The following is an 18,311-nucleotide window of genomic DNA, read 5'->3' on the forward strand; positions in this document are numbered from 1 at the left end:
AATCCCCGTCCCCAATTCAAAAAGACCTGTCCCTAATTATCTAATATATTTCTTCTAACACTTGTTTTCTTATGTTTTCCACCATACATTGTGAAATATTAAGAGCCGTTTTTATTTTTCGATCAAATTCGTTTCTCATTGCTGAGTATTCTAATATTTCCTTCATAGATTCTTTATATTGCTGTGACATACTTTTTAATATCTCTACAGCAATCTCTTTCATTTGATCAAATTCTTCTTCCTTTATATCAATAAATAATAGCTTGTTACTACTATCCGGCAAATTATGAAACGCCCAGAACTGCTCTGCTGTTCCAAAAAATTCCTTGATTTTTTTATATACATTTTCATCCAAAATCTCTTTTTTTCTTATTTTACATAATTCATTCATGCTTCCATATTTATATGATCTTGGATCTTTACATAATTTTGCCTTTACGGGATTCAAATGAATATAGCGCAAACAGTTCCAAAAATAATTGGCATCTTCTATGCACTGGCTTTGAAAACGATTTTGAAAAACAACTCCTGATCTTTTATGTTTATAATTATAATATGATGCATATTTTGATGATATAACAGCCATAAATGCTGATAAATCTGATAAACTTGCTTTTATTAAAAGGTGAAAATGATTGGGCATGATGCAATAAGAATATATGCCCACATGATATTTGTCACAATTCTCCCGAATCAAATTTAACATTCGTCCTTTTTCTCGGTTTTGTGCAAATATAGATAAATGATTGACTCCTCGATTAGTTACATGATAAATATCTGATATACTTTTCTTCCTTGGTTTACGAGGCATTCCTGTCTCCTTTCCTAAAAAGGGACAGGTCTTTTTCAATTGGGGACGGGGATTTTCTCGAAAATCCCCGTCCCCAATTATATTTTAATAAGATTTTCCCCAATATGCCATCTGTTTTGCAGGTTTTCCACAATAGATACATTTATCGGAAATAAATTCTTCATCTTCAATCAGACATCTGGTTGCTGCTCCGCCTGTCAGATATTTTACTTCGCCTTCACATTCCGGATCTCCGCACCAGCAGGCTTTAACAAATCCACGATTTGCTTTGAACTTCTCTACCATTTCGTCCATTGTTGTTGCTGTATCGATGTGGCTGTTCAGGAACTCTTCTGCGCGGTTGTACATATCCTGCTGTTCCTGTTCAAGGATTTCACGCAGTTTTACAGCAATCTCATCCAGAGATACAACGATCTTCTCACGATTGTCACGACGTACAACCACAACCTGATTCTTCTCGATATCTTTTGGTCCAATCTCGATACGTGTCGGAATTCCGAGGATCTCCTGCTCAGAGAATTTCCATCCCGGGCTCTTATCGGAATCATCAATCTTCACTCTGTATCCTGCTTTTTTCAGCTCATCAAACAGTGCATATGCTCTGTCCAGAACGCCTTCTTTGTGCTGTGCGATCGGAATAACTCTACATTCTACCGGTGCAACATGCGGTGGTAATACAAGTCCGTCGTCATCACCGTGAACCATAATAAGTGCTCCGATACTTCTTGTAGACCATCCCCATGATGTCTCATAAGCACTGTGTAATTCGTTATTTTTATCTACATATTTAATATCAAATGCATCCGGGAATCCACTTCCGAAGAAATGACTTGTCGCAGACTGAAGTGCTTTTCCGTCATGCATCAATGCTTCAATCGTATATGTGTCTTCTGCTCCTGCGAATTTCTCGTGTTCTGCCTTTCTTCCTGCTACAAATGGAATAGCCATTGTCTCTTTATAGCAATCCTTATAAACTTCCCACATCTGAATTGTTCTTTCTTCAGCTTCTTCATATGTTGCATGAAGTGTATGGCCTTCCTGCCACAAGAATTCTCTAGAACGTAAGAACGGTCTTGTTGTCTTCTCCCAGCGCAGTACGGAGTTCCACTGGTTCCATACCTTCGGAAGATCTCTGTATGATTTTACTGTTTTTGCCCACAGGTCACAGAATAATGTCTCAGATGTCGGACGAATACATAATCTTTCCTGTAATCTCTCCATTCCACCATGTGTTACCCATGCAACTTCCGGTGCAAATCCTTCTACGTGATCTGCTTCTTTCTCAAGAAGTTCTTCCGGAATCAGAACCGGCAGGTATACATTCTCTACACCTGTTTCTTTAAAACGTCTGTCCAGATCTGACTGGATCAGTTCCCAGATCGCATAACCATTCGGTAAGTAGTTCATGCATCCTTTTACGCTGGAATAATCACAAAGATTTGCTTCACGTACAACGTCTGTGTACCACTGTGCGAAATCTTCGTCACGAGATGTGATATTTTTTACTAATTTTTCTTTTGCCATCTTTCTTTCTCCTTTTCTACTTTATTCTGGGAGCTCCTTTTATAAAGCCACAAATATAAATCCAACATTTTTACAGTGCCAGAAAAAAATATAATATGCTTTGACACATGTCTTGCACCAGCCGCATTACGGAACGACTATAACACTCATTTAGCAAGCCCTGATGTGGAACATAGATCGTTTGCGAATCTGCTCATAAATAAAATCACCTGGTACTCACTACGTTGTAAGCCTATAAGCGAAAAACATGGTGAAAGGTTTCGATTTCAACATCATCCTAATAAAACATCTACAGAACCTGCCACTGACAATTTTCTCCGGTGGTCAGGACAATAATGATAGCGATAGCATAAAACACGCTTTTCAAGTTTTATCCGCTGATTAGCGGTCGTCAAATGTAATCATGCAAGCATGGTACATTTTCCTCGTCGCCATAACATAATAAAAAACGCCGGACCTTTCAGCTCCCTAAAAAGGGACCGAAAAGCTCGGCGGTACCACCCTAGTTAACTGCAACCCTTTTGCAGTTCTCTTCATTCATCATTAACGCTGACGGAAACGCTGTATTTTCATACAGTGGCTCCAAGACCGGTTCCACAGTGCACCTGCCAGACATCTTTCACCATTACGATGTCCTCTCTGCTGCCCGCTACCATGTACTAATTCTCTTCATCGCCATATTATTTATGGAATTGTTCATAATTTTAATCTATGGTTTTTCTTTTGTCAAGCAACAAACATGATTATTTTTCGCTCCTAAATTGAAAATTTAAACTCCACTCTTAATCTCCATGATGGATCTTACTCCTGCATAAGTAGAATTTAACCTTGCAAGCTCTAAATTCACATATGTAAAACACTTAACACAAAATAAATCATTCTATCAAGGCTCTACTCTATATTTTGCATATGCACAACAAATTACAATGTAGAAATTCAATAAAAGTCACAACTTTTAAAGTATGAGTGGAATTTAGTTCCGCACTGGAATTTACTTTTTCAAGTCAGCCTCCTGCATTTGTATTTCCCGGCAATCCCGCTATAATTTATTTGCATATTCCATAGCTCTGTGCTTAAATAAAAAAAGAAATCCAGATTTCTGACAGGAGGAAATCATTCATGCAGAATCATATTCAAAAAAATTACAGAAAAAATAATTCTACTTTAAATATTTTATTCGAAGATTCCGATATTATCGTATGTGAAAAACCGCACGGCACAGCAACGCAGAGCCGCCGTATTGGTTCGCCTGATATGGTAAATCTGATCAAACGCCACATTTATGAAACATCTTCTGATAAAAGCGAGCCATATCTCGCAGTAATACACAGACTGGACCAGCCAGTCCGCGGTATTCTTGTCTTTGCCAAAACACCTGCTGCCGCAAAAGATTTAAACCGCCAGCTTCAGAATGGTGATTTTGGAAAATATTATCTTGCCCTGACAAACGGAATTCCGTCTGACACTTCTGGAACACTGGAAAATTATTTGTATAAAAATCCGCAGACTAACACCGCGTCTGTCTGTGATGCAAAAAAGAAAGGCGCAAAAAAAGCTCGCCTCTTCTACGAAATCCATAATGAGTTACGAGATTTTTTCACAGATACTTCCCGTTCCACTCCAGATACTATCACCACAAATTCCGAAGATATTTTTTTCAGTAAAAATCCCGTAAACACCGGGGATGAGCATGCTTCAGACATCCAGGATATTTTTTCAAGCAGCACCTCTGTGGACAACGGGCAGTCCACGAAGACACTTCTCAAAATCCATCTGGACACCGGACGCTTTCATCAGATCCGCTGCCAGCTCGCTGCTATCGGATGCCCGATCGTCGGCGACACAAAATACAATCCAGGCTGCCGTGCAAAAAAAGGATGGCAGACATTATGTCTGTGTGCATATAAACTTGAATTTGCACATCCTGTCACACATAAAAAAATGCATTTTTCTTTACTAGCCTGATTATGATGACCAACCCGATATGAGCATACTTCTAAATACTATGACATCTGCAACAAAACGGGCAGTCGCACTAAAGTGCGATGATTCTTTCTCTTTTACAAGAAAAATTTTAAGGACGGAAGAGATGCATTTCTTCCGTCCTTAAACATTTCATTTCTTAATCAGTTTATATGATAGCGGCTACGCTTCCATAACTTCTTTACTCATTGCTTCTTCATACTTGCTAAGAATAATATTCTGGATACGCTCTCTCGTTCCGGAATTGATCGGATGCGCAATATCACGGTACTCTCCGTCCAATGACTTCTTGCTTGGCATAGCAATGAAAAGTCCCTTCTCACCTTCAATCACTTTGATATCATGAATGACAAATTCTTCATCCATTGTGATCGAGACAACCGCCTTTAATTTGCCCTCCTTTGCTACCTTTCTCACTCGTACATCTGTAATCTGCATTTGTTCTAGCCCCTTTCTTTCAGCCGCTGTACTGTAATCTTTCTACAGCACATACCTCTCGTTCTTTTCGATGACCACTTTCACACCATCTTCCCCTACATGCCTTGTGTTCGCTCTGATGGTGTTACGACTTTCTACAATACAGTTTTCAATATAAGTATTGTCCCCAAGATAAACATCATTCAGAATGATAGAATTTTTAATTACACAATTGTTTCCGACGAATGTCTTCTTAAATAATATAGAATTTTCGACGGTACCATTGATAATACTTCCACTTGCAATCAAACTGTTCTTTACAACCGCACCCGGATTATACTTTGCAGGCGGCAGGTCGCTTACCTTTGAATATACATCTGGCTGTTCCTTGAAGAAGTAGTTTCTTACCTCCGGTTTCAGGAAATCCATATTCGTCCGATAATATGCATCCACGGTCGAAATACTGTTCCAGTAGTCTTTTATTTTATAACCATATATTTTCTTCAGATTCTTGTATCTGATGAGAATATCGGTCACAAAATCATGTCTGTCCTCTTCCGCACAGTGTTCGATCATATCGATCAGATGTCTTCTCCTGATCACATAAATCCCGGTGGAAATAGTGTTGGACTTAGCCACCATCGGCTTCTCTTCAAATTCTTCCACGCGCATCGTATCATTCATCTTCAATGTTCCAAACCGGCTCGCATCCTCTCCTGGAGCAAGTTCTTTACACACGATCGTAATGTCTGCGCGTTTTGCTATATGATATTCCAGAACCTTGTTATAGTCCATCTTATACACCGCATCGCCGGATGTAATGATAACGTAAGGTTCGTGGCATCTCTTCAAAAAATCAAGATTCTGGTAAATCGCATCTGCGGTTCCTCTGTACCAGTATCCGTTATCTGCTGTGATTGTCGGGGTAAATACATAAAGTCCGCCCTGTTTTCTTCCGAAATCCCACCACTTGGAGGAATTCAGATGTTCATTCAACGAACGGGCATTATATTGTGTTAAAACTGCCACTTTCTGAATATGTGAGTTGGACATATTACTGAGTGCAAAATCAATCGCCCGGTAACTTCCTGCGATCGGCATTGCTGCTACTGCACGTTTCTGTGTAAGTTCTTTCATCTTATAACTGTTGCCACCCGCTAGAATAATTCCTACTGCTCTCATACCCGTTCACCTGCCTTTATCAAAGTCTCTCCGCTGTCCAGTATGCCATCCGGGTAATCCTCTGCCGTTGTCTTACCACTGATCGCAGTATTTTTTCCAATCTGTACTTTTCCCGGGATTACCGAATTCTCTCCAATCGTTACCAGTCCAAAAGAATATACGGACGGTTTCTGGCGGTTCGGTACATCTCTTCCGATTCCCATTACAACTTCATCACCGATTTTACTGTTCTCTGCGATAATCGCCTTGTCCACAACACAGTTTTTGCCGATCACTGCATCCTTCATAATGATAGAATCTCTCACAACGGTTCCTTCTTCTATCACAACACCAGATCCGATAACACTATTGTGAACTTCACCGTAAATTTCTGATCCATTACCGATAATGCATCTGTCGATCACTGCCTGTTCGGAAATATACTGCGGCGGCAGGATGCCACTGTTTGTATAAATCTTCCAGAACTCTTCATAAAGATTGAACTCTGGAATGATATCGATCAGTTCCATATTCGCTTCCCAGTAAGAACCAAGCGTTCCTACGTCTTTCCAGTAACCATTGTACTCGTAAGCAAATAAGCGTTCACCTTTTCTGTGACAATATGGAATAATATGTTTACCAAAATCACATCCAGACTCATCTCTCATCGTATGCAATGCTTCTTTGAGCACCGGCCAACTGAAAATGTAAATTCCCATAGATGCGAGATTACTCTTCGGCTTCTCCGGTTTTTCCTGAAATTCTGTGATCCTTCCATCATCATCTGTGATCACGATTCCAAATCGGCTTGCCTCTTCCATCGGCACCGGCATCGCTGCGATCGTCACATCCGCATTATTCGCTTTGTGATAATCCAGCATAACTTCATAGTCCATCTTATAGATATGATCTCCGGATAAGATCAGTACATAATCCGGATGAAAAGTCTCTATGTAATCAATATTCTGATAAATCGCATTCGCAGTTCCGGTATACCATTCACTGCTCGTGCTCTTCTCATATGGCGGTAAAATCGTTACTCCACCATAATTTCTGTCCAGATCCCACGGAATTCCGATTCCGATATGAGCATTCAATCGAAGCGGTTGATACTGTGTCAGTACTCCCACGGTGTCAATTCCAGAATTAATGCAGTTACTCAGAGGAAAATCAATAATCCGGTACTTTCCTCCGAAAGCTACTGCAGGTTTTGCAACTTTAGCAGTTAGGACTCCAAGTCTGCTGCCTTGTCCGCCTGCCAGAAGCATTGCTATCATTTCCTTCTTTCTCATGTCTTCACCCCTTCACAGTCGTTTATTATCTTATTATAGCATATATTTATCCTTCCGTGAACATTTTTCACAATTTTAGTAAACGTTTCGTGACCTTTTTATGAAAATATACCAAGAAATTTTAGGTTGGTTTTTTTGCCAGATATGTTTATAATAATATGATAGAAGTAAGTAAATTATGAACACTTTCCGGCAACCCGCCGGAGCATTAAAACTAAGGATGGTAGCTTATGTATAAAATCAATTTTGAACAACCGGTACACGTACACTTCATTGGAATTGGCGGAATCAGCATGAGTGGTCTGGCAGAAGTTCTTTTGGAAGAACATTTCACAATCTCCGGATCAGATAACAAACGTTCTCCGCTTACAGAACAGCTTGAGAAAGCCGGCGTCACTATTTTTTACGGACAGAAAGCTTCTAATATAATAGAAGGAATTGATGTTGTTGTTTACACGGCAGCAATTCATGAAGACAACGAGGAATATCAGGCAGCAGTCCAGAAAGGACTTCCTATGCTGAGCCGTGCCGAACTCCTCGGACAGTTAATGACTAATTATGATACTCCGATCGCTGTATCCGGAACCCATGGCAAGACAACAACAACTTCCATGCTTTCCCACATTCTTTTAAGTGCCGAGATGGATCCAACGATTTCTGTCGGCGGTATTTTAAAAGCCATCGGTGGTAATATCCGCGTCGGTAATTCCGAAATCTTCCTTACAGAAGCATGCGAATACACGAACAGTTTCCTGCATTTCTTCCCGAAGATTGGAGTTATTTTGAACATTGATGAGGATCATCTGGATTTCTTCAAAGACCTTGCGGATATCCGTCACTCTTTCCGCAAGTTTGCTGAGCTATTGCCGGCAGACGGCACACTTGTTATTAATGGTGAGATTCCGGAGCTTCACGAGATCACAGACGGGCTTGCATGCCGTGTTGTAACTTATGGTCCGGACAGTTCTTATGACTACAGTGCAACAAATATTCTTCACGACCAGATCGGAGAGGCTTCTTTCGATTTCGTGAAAAATGGAGAGTTTGTAACAAGAATCGCACTCTCTGTCAACGGAGATCACAACGTATCTAACGCACTGGCAGCACTTGCTGTGGCTGATATTCTGAAAATCGATCCGAAGACGGCCGGACAGGGACTGAAAGATTTCCACGGTACAAACCGCAGATTTGAATACAAAGGTGAATTTGACGGCGTCACTGTCATTGATGATTATGCACATCATCCGACAGAGATCACTGCTTCCCTGACTGCTGCAAAACATTATCCACACCGTGAGATCTGGTGTATTTTCCAGCCTCACACTTATACACGTACCAAGGCTCTCTTCCCGGAATTTGCTGAAGCATTATCTCATACGGATCATGTGATCCTTGCAGATATTTATGCCGCAAGAGAGACAGACACACTCGGCATCTCTTCCAAAGACCTTGCAGACGCAATCGCTGAAAAAGGTGCAGATGTATATTATTTTCCTTCTTTTGAAGAGATTGAAAACTTCTGTCGCGAACATTGTCAAAAAGGTGATGTGTTGATAACTATGGGAGCCGGAGACGTTGTAAACATTGGGGAAACGCTCGTTAAGTAAGAGTTATCCACATTTTCCACAGGATTTTATCCACAAAAAACCTGATTTTTGGCTTAAAAATTTCTTTTTTGCCCGGTCAACTGATGTTATAATGATCCTGCAACATTTGAAAGACATTAGGAGGCTCATCAGGCGGGTATGAAAACACTGACTTTAACAAATCAGGCAAAAAAAACAGTTACGGTTCTGGAGAACGAATTCATTGACCGGTATATGCCAAAAGCAAATGGAGAATATGTAAAGGTTTATCTTATGCTTCTTCGCCACCTGGACGAGTCTGCCTCTTTGCCGGCTCCGTCCAGACTAGCTGATCTTTTAGAGTGTACGGAGAAAGATATTTTACGCGCTTTCAAATACTGGGAAGGTCAGGGACTTCTCGAGTACAAAGAAGAAGCTCCGGATCGTTCTTTACAAGCTGAAGTTTCTCCATCAGAAGCTTCGCTGACTGTTGCACCGGTTTCGGGCACGGACAAGTCTGTGAACACCAGAAAGCATGGTAACCGCAAGGAATTTAAAGAATTACTTTTTGTAGCTGAACAGTATCTTGGCAAGACTTTATCTGCTACAGATATTAATGCGATTACATATTTTTATGAGACATTACAGATGTCAGCTGATTTGATCGAGTATCTAATCGAATATTGTGTTGAAAACGGACATAAGAGTATCCATTACATCCAGAAAGTTGCTTTATCCTGGCACAGTCAGGATATCCGCACTGCAGAACAGGCAAAGACCAATTCTGTTCTTTACAACAAGAACTGCTATTCTATTCTGAATGCTTACGGAATCAAAGGACGTGCTCCTGCAGCATCTGAGATCGCATATATCCGCAAGTGGCACGACGAATATGCTTTTTCTCTGGAAATCATTCTGGAAGCATGTGACCGAACCATGAATATGATCCATCAGCCGAATTTTGAATATACAGATTCTATTCTGAAGAACTGGTATAAGAAAAACGTCCACACTTTAGAAGACGTCTCTGTTCTGGATGCCGCATTTACACGTGCGAAAGCAGACAAAGCCAGACAGCAGACAACACAGCCTTCCAAACCTTCCGGAAGAAATAAGTTTAACAATTTTGAAAACCGCTCTTATGACATGAACGATCTGGAGCGCAGACTGATACAGCAATAAGCAGACAAGGGAGATTTTCTTTATGGCACTTTCAAATTCACAGTACAATGAACTGATGCGCATCTATGAGCAGCGCCAGCTGGACGCCGTCCATCAGGTGCAAGAGCGCTATGAACGCGTCACACAGGCGATTCCTGAGTTTGCAGAAATAGATAACGCCATCTCTTCTGCCAGTATCCGACAGGCGAGACTTCTGTTAAATGGCGAGACTTCTGCTCTGGCAGATTTAAAACAAGAGATACATACCTTATCTGCCCGCAAGAAAGAATTACTCAAATCATATGGATATCCGGCTCATTATCTGGAGCCGCATTATCTCTGCCCGGACTGCAAAGACACGGGCTATATCGGAACGAATAAATGCCACTGCTTCAAAAAAGCAATTGTGGATTTATTATATACACAGTCAAACTTGCAGGAGATTTTAAAATCCGAGAATTTTTCCACACTTTCTCTGGATTATTACTCACGCAACCACATAGATCCGGTAACAGGACGATCCTCTCTGGATTCTATGAAGACTGCTCTACATGCATGTCATGAATTTGTAGATACATTTTCCACGGATTTTCGGAACATACTATTATATGGAGACACCGGTGTCGGCAAGACATTTCTGTCAAACTGTATTGCCAAAGAGCTGATAGATGCTGCTTATTCTGTCATCTACTTTTCTTCCAAGCATTTTTTTGATATACTTGCTGAGAATACGTTTGGCAAAAAGGATTCAGATTCTTACGATGAGGAATCCCCGGACACCAATTACATTTACAACTGTGATCTTCTGATCATTGACGATCTCGGCACAGAGATGGCAAATGGTTTTACATCTTCCCAGTTGTTTGCGTGTCTGAACGAACGTATTTTACGCCGGAAATCTACGATTATTTCTACGAATCTGGCATTAGATGATATCAAAAACATCTATTCAGAAAGAATTTTCTCCCGGCTCAGTAGCAGTTATACAATGCTTCGTCTGACCGGAGATGATATTCGCATCCAAAAAAAATTATTAAACCTAGGAGGTACAAAAGATGTTACGTCGTAACGAACGTGTTCTGGATAATATACCTGTTGGAGCTCTTGGAATCATTGCCCTTGACGGATGTCAGGAGATGGGAAAAAGAGTTAATGACTACATCGTAAACTGGCGTCGTGAAGACAGCCACGAATTTAAAAATGATGTAGTATTCAAAGGTTATGAAAGAGACAATTACCTTATTGATGCAAAGGTTCCGCGTTTTGGTTCCGGAGAAGCCAAAGGTATTATTGGTGAATCTGTCCGCGGTAAAGACCTGTATCTAATGGTTGATGTATGCAATTATAACCTGACTTATTCCCTGAGTGGACATACAAACCATATGTCTCCGGATGATCATTTCCAGAATCTGAAACGTGTCATCGCAGCCGTTGGCGGAAAAGGTCGTCGTATCAACGTGATCATGCCATTCCTTTATGAGAGCCGCCAGCACAAGAGAAGCGGACGCGAGTCTCTGGACTGTGCACTTGCTCTGCAGGAGTTAGTACGCATGGGTGTAGACAACATCATTACTTTTGATGCACATGATCCGCGTGTACAGAATGCAATCCCGCTCAGTGGATTTGAAACCGTTCGTCCTACCTATCAATTTGTAAAAGGACTTTTACGCAAATATAAAGATCTCCAGATCGACAGCGAACATATGATGGCGATCAGCCCGGATGAAGGTGCTACCGGTCGTGCTGTTTACCTTGCCAACGTATTGAATCTGGATATGGGTATGTTCTACAAGAGACGTGATTATACAAAAGTCGTAGATGGACGCAACCCGATCGTTGCACATGAGTTCCTTGGTTCTTCTGTTGAGGGAAAAGATGTAATCATCTTAGATGATATGATTTCTTCCGGTGACAGTATCTTAGATGTTGCCAGACAGTTAAAGCGCCGCAAAGCAAAACGTATCTTTGCCGCCGCAACATTCGGACTGTTCACAAACGGACTGGACAAATTCGACCAGGCATACGAAGAAGGTACTATTGATGGTATCCTGACAACAAATCTGATCTATCAGACACCTGAACTTCTTGAGCGCCCTTACTATATCAACTGTGATATGAGTAAATATATCGCACTCTTAATCGACACACTGAACCATGACGGTTCTGTCAGCAGCATTCTTTCCCCGAACGAAAGAATCCAGCACGTTGTTGAGAAATATAAAAGAGGAGAAGAGATTTAAATCATCTCTTCTCACATTTAGAATCATATAGCCAAAAAGAGCTTCCCCGCAGTTTTTAAGTATCCTTCTCTAACCACGAGATAACATACTTCTTCGATTTGTTTATATCTGCTTGGAAGCTCTTTTTTATGGCATCATACATTTTCCTTATTATACGGAATATGCATTTTCTTAAGCAGTTCTTCTTCCCGTTTCTGGCACGTAAAGATCAACACCTGTTTTTTATTTTCTGCAAGCCACTGTAATGTATTTGCCAGACGTTTCTCATCATAAAATCCAAATGTATCATCCAGAATCAGTGGAAATTCTTCTTCATAGAGAAATTCTGCGGCTGCAATACGAAGTGCAAGATAGATCTGTTCCGCTGTTCCACGGCTCACCTGTTCTATCCGGATTTTCCTGTCCTCTGTAATGAGATAAATTCGCGTGTCTTCGTCTACAAAAAGCCGCTCGTATTTTCCACCTGTAAAGGCACAGACAATCTCAGATACTCTGCCATTTAACAACTTGTCCGTCTGCTCGCGCAGTCTTCCCGACAAAGCTTCCAGTTGTTCATACGCCATCGTAACCGCGTCTCTCGTCTGCTGTAATCTCTCAATAACATCATCTGTCAAATCTAGTTCTTCCAGCTGTTCTTTCAGATTCTCATATTGTGTCTGTTTCTCTTTCGATTCTGCTTCTATGCGGTTCTGTTCCCAGAGCAGTTTCTCTCTGGTTGCTTTTTCTTCTTCCGGTCGGATCTTTTCAAGTAGAATCTCCGGCTCTGTTTTTTCCTTACGTTTACTTACCTTCATCCGATTCCAGATATAAATCAGGCAGCACAGGAAAATGATGATCGCCATCAGATAATTCCACGGTTTTGACACAATAAATAATGGGGAAATAATCAAAAGAACAAATACGATCAGCTCCATCGGATGAATCCGCCATTTGGAAACTTCTTCTGTATAAGCCAGACTGTCTTTTTTATTTTTCTGTTTTCCCATCTCCCGGAGTGCCAGTTCTTCACTGATGCGGCTCTTCTCTTCGGTGTACTTATGGATATCTGTCCATACATAGGATGCTTCCTGCTCCGTAATTTCCTGCTTTTTCTGTCGTTCTTCCAGTCTTATTTTTATCCGGCGTTCTATGTCCTTTTTTCGTTCCTTCAAGCGGGCAAATGCCGCCCCCAGATCGATGTCTCCCTTATCCTGCGCACAAGCATTGGTTGCATAATTGCGAAGCTCTGTTCCAAGTGAAGCATCCGGTGTTACTTTCAATTGCCCACAGGATATTGTATTCTCGTATCCTGAAGCAGTCAGCCCATCGAGCAGCATTTCCATATCTCCATTTTCTACCGAAAATTCTTCTCCGTCTTCCTCACAGAACAATTCTGCCTTTCTCCCTGTTTTTTCAAATGATCTCTGTAGGCAGAATGTCTTGCCTCCCGCTTCAAATCGCAACACACCTGCATAGTAATTAGGATTTTCCCACGGTTCATACAGATGACTTTCATCAGTTGCTGAAGCACGTCCACGCTTTCGCTCCATCCCAAATAACATCCCTTTCAGGAATGTGTAAATCGTTGATTTACCTGCTTCATTTTCTCCATAAAACAATTGTATGCCGTCATTTACAGTAATTCTGCGATCTGCAAAACGCCCGAAATTCTTCATCCAGATCTCTCGTATACGCATAACTAACCCCTTCTTGTATCCATCAGCGCCTGTACTCCCTCACAAAGCGCACGATACTGTATGCTTTCCTGTGGATATTCTGATAATTCTTCGATAAATGCCCCCAGGATATCTTCTTTATGCTGTTTCATAAGCTGCTCAAAATCATATGTCGGCGTTGTCCGATCAGCGATTTCCAGTATATTCCATCCATGTTCATTTCCAAACGCCGGATGACCGTATAACCTGTCACCGGGAGAAAATCTCCGGACCGTCTCAAACATAATATCAGGATCCCTGAAGCCGGTCAGTATAAATTTATAAAAATGCTGTTCTCCCTGTTCGCGGATGCATGCTTCTATTCGCTCCTGCAGCTCCTGATCGGTAAACTGCGGTGTCACTGTGATTTTCTCATGGATGTAACGTCTGACACTTGCCGGTACAAAACGTATCCTGCAGCCTTCACCTGTTATTTCACCTTTGATAAAACCATGCTTTCCGGTATCATTCTTGTCGATTGGTTCCAGCGCACCACTGTATGCCGCTTTCCCATCTATCACAGTCTGTGGCTTATGAATATGTCCGAGTGCCACATAATCATAATCTACGCGCCGCAGATCCTCTCTGTTAAATGGAACATGTGTCTCATCTCCTCCATGCAGCAGCAAAATTTCGTATTTTTGTCTTCCCTTTTTCAACCGGCTGATATCCAGACGTTCTCTTATCTCCCGCAAATGATAACTAAACCCACAGACAGATGTACTGATCTCCGGAAGTTCGATACACTGCGGCTCATCTGCCGATATCATATGCACATGTTTCTGCCAGTGAAATGTACGGTAATAAGAATCTTTTTTTATGTAATCGTGGTTTCCTGCGACCAGAACCACCTGTGTTTTTGTCAATTTTCCAAACAGGTAACTGACCTCTTTTAATTCACGAAGCAGCGGTTGTCTGTGAAACAGATCTCCCGCAATCAGTAAAAGATCTATCTTCTCCCGTTCACATGTCTCGATCACATTGCGGAAGCTATTCCAGATCTCCTTTTTTCTTTTCTCTGCGAGTCCGTTTGGCAGGTCTGGACTTGCCCCTAAATGTATGTCCGCGAGGTGCAGAAACTTCATCTTCTTCTCCTTCCTCCTGCTCCTTCTTTGAAGGCAGTGTTACAATAAATTCTGTCTTCTGATCGTTGCTCTTCGCACGTACATGCCCACCGTGCAGTTCTACGATTTCCTTCGCGATCGCAAGTCCCAGTCCGGCTCCACCGGTACCGCTGGATCTCGAACCGTCCACACGGTAAAATTTCTCAAAAATTGTCTGCAACATTGTTCCCGGAATCTTATCCCCTTCATTGCTGAATACAATCTCTACGTCATCTTCTTTTTTCTGTGCACAGATCTGGATCTTCGTTCCGGCATAGCAGTATGCAATTGCATTTCTTAAAATATTATCAAAAACTCTGGCAAGCTTATCCGGATCTCCGGTCACTTCCAGATTTTCTTCCACTTCCACTTCACAACACAGGTTCTTGTCCTGCAGTACGCCGTACAGTTCGTCCGCAATCTGCTCCAGCATCAGAGATAAATTAATCTCAACCGGTTCCAACTCTATGTCCTGCAGATTATAGCGGGTAATATCAAAAAATTCATTGATCAGATCGCCAAGCCGCAGAGATTTCTCTAATGCGATGTGAATGTACTTTTCCCGTTCTTCATCTGACATGTCCGGATGGCTGTCCAGCATCGTAAGATAAGCTACGATGGACGTCAGCGGTGTCTTCAGATCATGTGCAAGGAAAAGCACCAGATCATTTTTCCGTTTCTCGCCTTCTTCCGATTCCAGTTCCTGTCTCTTAATCGTTGCCTTGATCTCATTGAGACGGATCTCAATTGGCTTGAGCTCCGTGATCAGATGCACCGGTTCGTTGGAGTCTGATACAATATTTTCGATTCCGTCTCCCACCTGATCCAGATATTTTGTCATCTTTGAGAGCGCAATATAGAAAAAGAGCGCAAATAGAAGCAGGAAACCGACAACCATGAAAAAGGTCTTATTGTCTCCGATCAATTTCCAGTATAAATGAATCGCTGTCGATTCATCAATATTCAGGTCTTTCAGATATTTAATGAAAAACTTGCTGAATTTGTCATTATACGGTCCATCGATAATATAGCGCAGAATAAATCCACCTACCAGCACGGTCAGTGCCGTTACCAATACCGTCTGCAATAATATACTGAATTTGAGTTTCCGATAATTATTCTTCAACTTTATATCCCACTCCCCATACGGTCTTTATGAAATCAGATTTGCCGGTCGGTATGTTCATCTTCTCCCGCAAATGACGAATATGCACCATCACCGTGTTATTGCTGTTCTTATAGTAAGTCTCGTGCCATACTTTCTCGAATAATTCTTCTGAGCTTATGACTTTGCCTTTGTTCTCACAGAGCAGCCAGAGAATATCAAACTCAATCGGTGTCAATGTCAGCGGAACTTCATTGTAAACACACTCATGAGACTTTCGGTTTAATAAAAGTCCGGCAAAATCAATGATATCTCCGGTGTCTTTACTGCCTTCATTGTACTGCGTATAACGTCTGAGCTGTGCCTTGACTCTTGCAACAAGCTCCAGCGGATTGAACGGCTTCGGAATATAATCATCTGCCCCCAGTGTAAGCCCTGTGATCTTATCCATATATTCCGTCTTTGCAGTCAACATAATTACCGGAAATGTGTATTTCTCCCGGATCTGTTTTAAAATCTGGAAACCATCCACATCCGGTAGCATAATATCCAGAATTGCAAGATCAATCTTCGTGCTGTTAATGCAGTCCAGTGCCTCCTGCCCTGTATAAAACTTCAGAACCTGATACTGATCATTCTGTAAATACAGTTCAATTACATCTGCAATCTCTTTCTCATCATCCACTACTAATATATTCATACAATCCCTCCTGAAAACCAGGGGACGGGGCATTTCTCAAAAAGCCCCGTCCCCAATTAGTAATTAAATCTTACAGTTCGCAGTTATTGACTGTTCTTGGGAATGGAATCACGTCACGGATATTTCCCATACCTGTCAGATACATCACGCATCTCTCAAACCCCAGACCGAATCCTGCATGTCTGGTAGAGCCATATTTTCTAAGATCCAGATAGAACTTGTAGTCTTCTTCCTTAAGTCCCATCTCGTTCATACGTGCAAGCAGCTTGTCGTAATCATCCTCTCTCTGGCTTCCTCCGATGATCTCACCGATTCCCGGAACCAGACAGTCTACAGCGGCTACCGTCTTATTATCATCATTCATCTTCATGTAGAATGCTTTGATTTCCTTCGGATAATCGGTTACGAATACCGGACGTTTGTAGATCTCTTCTGTCAGATAACGCTCATGCTCTGTCTGAAGATCTGCGCCCCAGGATACTTTATATTCAAACTTATCATTGTGTTTCTCCAGGATCTCAATTGCTTCTGTATAAGTCACTCTTGCGAAATCAGAAGATACGACATTCTGCAGTCTCTCTAAAAGTCCTTTGTCAACAAATGAATTGAAGAACTTCATCTCTTCCGGGGCATTCTCCAGTACATAATTGATGACATATTTTAACATAGACTCTGCAAGAATCATGTTATCATCCAGATCTGCAAATGCCATCTCTGGCTCGATCATCCAGAACTCTGCTGCATGTCTTGTTGTATTGGAGTTCTCTGCACGGAAAGTCGGTCCGAATGTGTAAATATTGCGGAATGCCTGTGCGTATGTCTCACCGTTGAGCTGTCCGCTTACAGTAAGACTTGTCTCCTTGCCGAAGAAATCCTGTGAATAATCTACCTGCCCGTCTTCTGTCTTCGGTACATTCTCCATATCAAGTGTTGTCACACGGAACATCTCTCCTGCTCCTTCACAGTCACTTCCTGTGATCAGTGGTGTATGCACATATACAAATCCTCTCTCCTGAAAGAACTTGTGAATTGCGTAAGCTGTCAGTGAACGCACACGGAATACAGCCTGAAATGTATTCGTTCTCGGTCTCAGATGCGAAATAGTTCTGAGATACTCAAAGCTGTGGCGCTTCTTCTGAAGCGGATAATCCGGTGCTGATGCACCTTCAACTTCGATCGTATCTGCCTGAATCTCAAATGGCTGTTTTGCCTGTGGTGTTGCTACCAGTGTACCGGTTACGATAATTGCCGCACCGACATTCAGTTTGGAGATCTCTGCGAAATTCTCCATTTTATCATGATATACGATCTGCAGTGGTTCAAAAAATGTTCCGTCATTCACTACAATAAATCCAAATGTCTTTGAATCACGGATGCTGCGAACCCATCCACCAATCGTGATTGTCTTATCCAGATAGTTTTCTTTGTTCTTGTATAAATCTCTGATTGAAATCAATTCCATGCTAATTTAACTCCTTTTCCTGTACAGCGACAAAAATAGCCGCAATATGCTCTTGGTATTATAACATATTGCGACCCGTTTTTAAAGTCTCAT

General features: G+C 41.6%; 15 protein-coding genes and 1 other annotated feature. Of the genes, 5 read left to right on the forward strand and 10 right to left on the reverse strand.

From position 1 onward, the window contains the following. Window positions 1–40: 40 nt before the first annotated feature. A complete protein-coding gene (locus DXC04_RS09170) occupies window positions 41–811 on the reverse strand; it encodes an REP-associated tyrosine transposase (RefSeq protein ID WP_118520490.1) in 771 nt (256 codons plus the stop codon). Window positions 812–895: 84 nt separating this feature from the next. Beyond that, on the reverse strand, window positions 896–2,335 hold the full coding sequence (gene proS, locus DXC04_RS09175; protein WP_021860636.1) for a proline--tRNA ligase: 1,440 nt from the start codon (window positions 2,333–2,335) through the stop codon (window positions 896–898). Between the two features lie 471 nt (window positions 2,336–2,806). Then, window positions 2,807–3,017, reverse strand: a binding site (T-box leader). A 437-nt stretch (window positions 3,018–3,454) separates the two neighbouring features. On the opposite strand from proS, the gene DXC04_RS09180 reads away from it, so the two are divergent. Beyond that, window positions 3,455–4,300 (forward strand): RluA family pseudouridine synthase, encoded by an 846-nt coding sequence (locus DXC04_RS09180; protein WP_118660868.1) that lies wholly within the window; start codon window positions 3,455–3,457, stop codon window positions 4,298–4,300. Window positions 4,301–4,480: 180 nt separating this feature from the next. Here the strand turns inward: DXC04_RS09180 and spoVG are convergent, their stop codons facing one another. From spoVG to DXC04_RS09195, 3 genes are read right to left on the reverse strand one after another with little or no spacing between them, the layout of a single operon-like run. After that, window positions 4,481–4,756, reverse strand: a complete 276-nt coding sequence (gene spoVG, locus DXC04_RS09185) for a septation regulator SpoVG (protein WP_021860634.1) — start codon at window positions 4,754–4,756, stop codon at window positions 4,481–4,483. 42 nt (window positions 4,757–4,798) lie between these two features. Further along, complete coding sequence (gene glgD / locus DXC04_RS09190; RefSeq protein ID WP_021860633.1) at window positions 4,799–5,917, reverse strand: glucose-1-phosphate adenylyltransferase subunit GlgD; 1,119 nt, start codon at window positions 5,915–5,917, stop codon at window positions 4,799–4,801. Continuing rightward, window positions 5,914–7,188 (reverse strand): glucose-1-phosphate adenylyltransferase, encoded by a 1,275-nt coding sequence (locus DXC04_RS09195; RefSeq protein ID WP_118660870.1) that lies wholly within the window; start codon window positions 7,186–7,188, stop codon window positions 5,914–5,916. Before DXC04_RS09195 ends, glgD begins: the two co-directional genes overlap by 4 nt. A gap of 230 nt (window positions 7,189–7,418) precedes the next feature. Between DXC04_RS09195 and murC the strand changes: the two genes are divergently transcribed. The 4 genes from murC (at window position 7,419) to DXC04_RS09215 (ending at window position 12,154) form a co-directional block, all read left to right on the forward strand. Next, complete coding sequence (gene murC / locus DXC04_RS09200) at window positions 7,419–8,795, forward strand: UDP-N-acetylmuramate--L-alanine ligase (protein ID WP_117537899.1); 1,377 nt, start codon at window positions 7,419–7,421, stop codon at window positions 8,793–8,795. 138 nt (window positions 8,796–8,933) lie between these two features. Continuing rightward, complete coding sequence (locus tag DXC04_RS09205) at window positions 8,934–9,935, forward strand: DnaD domain protein (protein ID WP_118660872.1); 1,002 nt, start codon at window positions 8,934–8,936, stop codon at window positions 9,933–9,935. 22 nt (window positions 9,936–9,957) lie between these two features. Next, the gene (locus DXC04_RS09210) at window positions 9,958–10,983 is read left to right on the forward strand and encodes an ATP-binding protein (RefSeq protein ID WP_021860629.1); all 1,026 of its coding nucleotides are present in this window, start codon (window positions 9,958–9,960) and stop codon (window positions 10,981–10,983) included. Further along, window positions 10,970–12,154, forward strand: coding sequence for a ribose-phosphate pyrophosphokinase (locus tag DXC04_RS09215; RefSeq protein ID WP_021860628.1), 1,185 nt, complete (start codon window positions 10,970–10,972; stop codon window positions 12,152–12,154). Before DXC04_RS09210 ends, DXC04_RS09215 begins: the two co-directional genes overlap by 14 nt. 134 nt (window positions 12,155–12,288) lie before the next feature. Here DXC04_RS09215 and DXC04_RS09220 read toward each other — a convergent pair whose 3' ends face one another. The 5 genes from DXC04_RS09220 to asnS form a co-directional block, all read right to left on the reverse strand. After that, a complete protein-coding gene (locus DXC04_RS09220; RefSeq protein ID WP_118660874.1) occupies window positions 12,289–13,830 on the reverse strand; it encodes an ATP-binding protein in 1,542 nt (513 codons plus the stop codon). 2 nt (window positions 13,831–13,832) lie between these two features. Beyond that, on the reverse strand, window positions 13,833–14,933 hold the full coding sequence (locus DXC04_RS09225) for a metallophosphoesterase family protein (protein ID WP_118660876.1): 1,101 nt from the start codon (window positions 14,931–14,933) through the stop codon (window positions 13,833–13,835). Then, window positions 14,839–16,077: a sensor histidine kinase gene (locus tag DXC04_RS09230; RefSeq protein WP_117537904.1), complete on the reverse strand. Its 1,239-nt coding sequence runs from the start codon at window positions 16,075–16,077 to the stop codon at window positions 14,839–14,841. The genes DXC04_RS09225 and DXC04_RS09230 overlap by 95 nt, the downstream gene beginning before the upstream one ends. Continuing rightward, window positions 16,067–16,756, reverse strand: coding sequence for a VanR-ABDEGLN family response regulator transcription factor (vanR, locus tag DXC04_RS09235; RefSeq protein ID WP_117537905.1), 690 nt, complete (start codon window positions 16,754–16,756; stop codon window positions 16,067–16,069). Before vanR ends, DXC04_RS09230 begins: the two co-directional genes overlap by 11 nt. Before the next feature lie 70 nt (window positions 16,757–16,826). Beyond that, entirely contained in the window at window positions 16,827–18,218 is a 1,392-nt protein-coding gene (asnS, locus tag DXC04_RS09240; RefSeq protein WP_118660878.1) for an asparagine--tRNA ligase, read from the reverse strand. Between the last annotated feature and the right edge of the window lie 93 nt (window positions 18,219–18,311).

The organism is Dorea sp. OM07-5 (genome assembly GCF_003481355.1).
Lineage (GTDB): Bacteria > Bacillota > Clostridia > Lachnospirales > Lachnospiraceae > Dorea_D > Dorea_D hominis.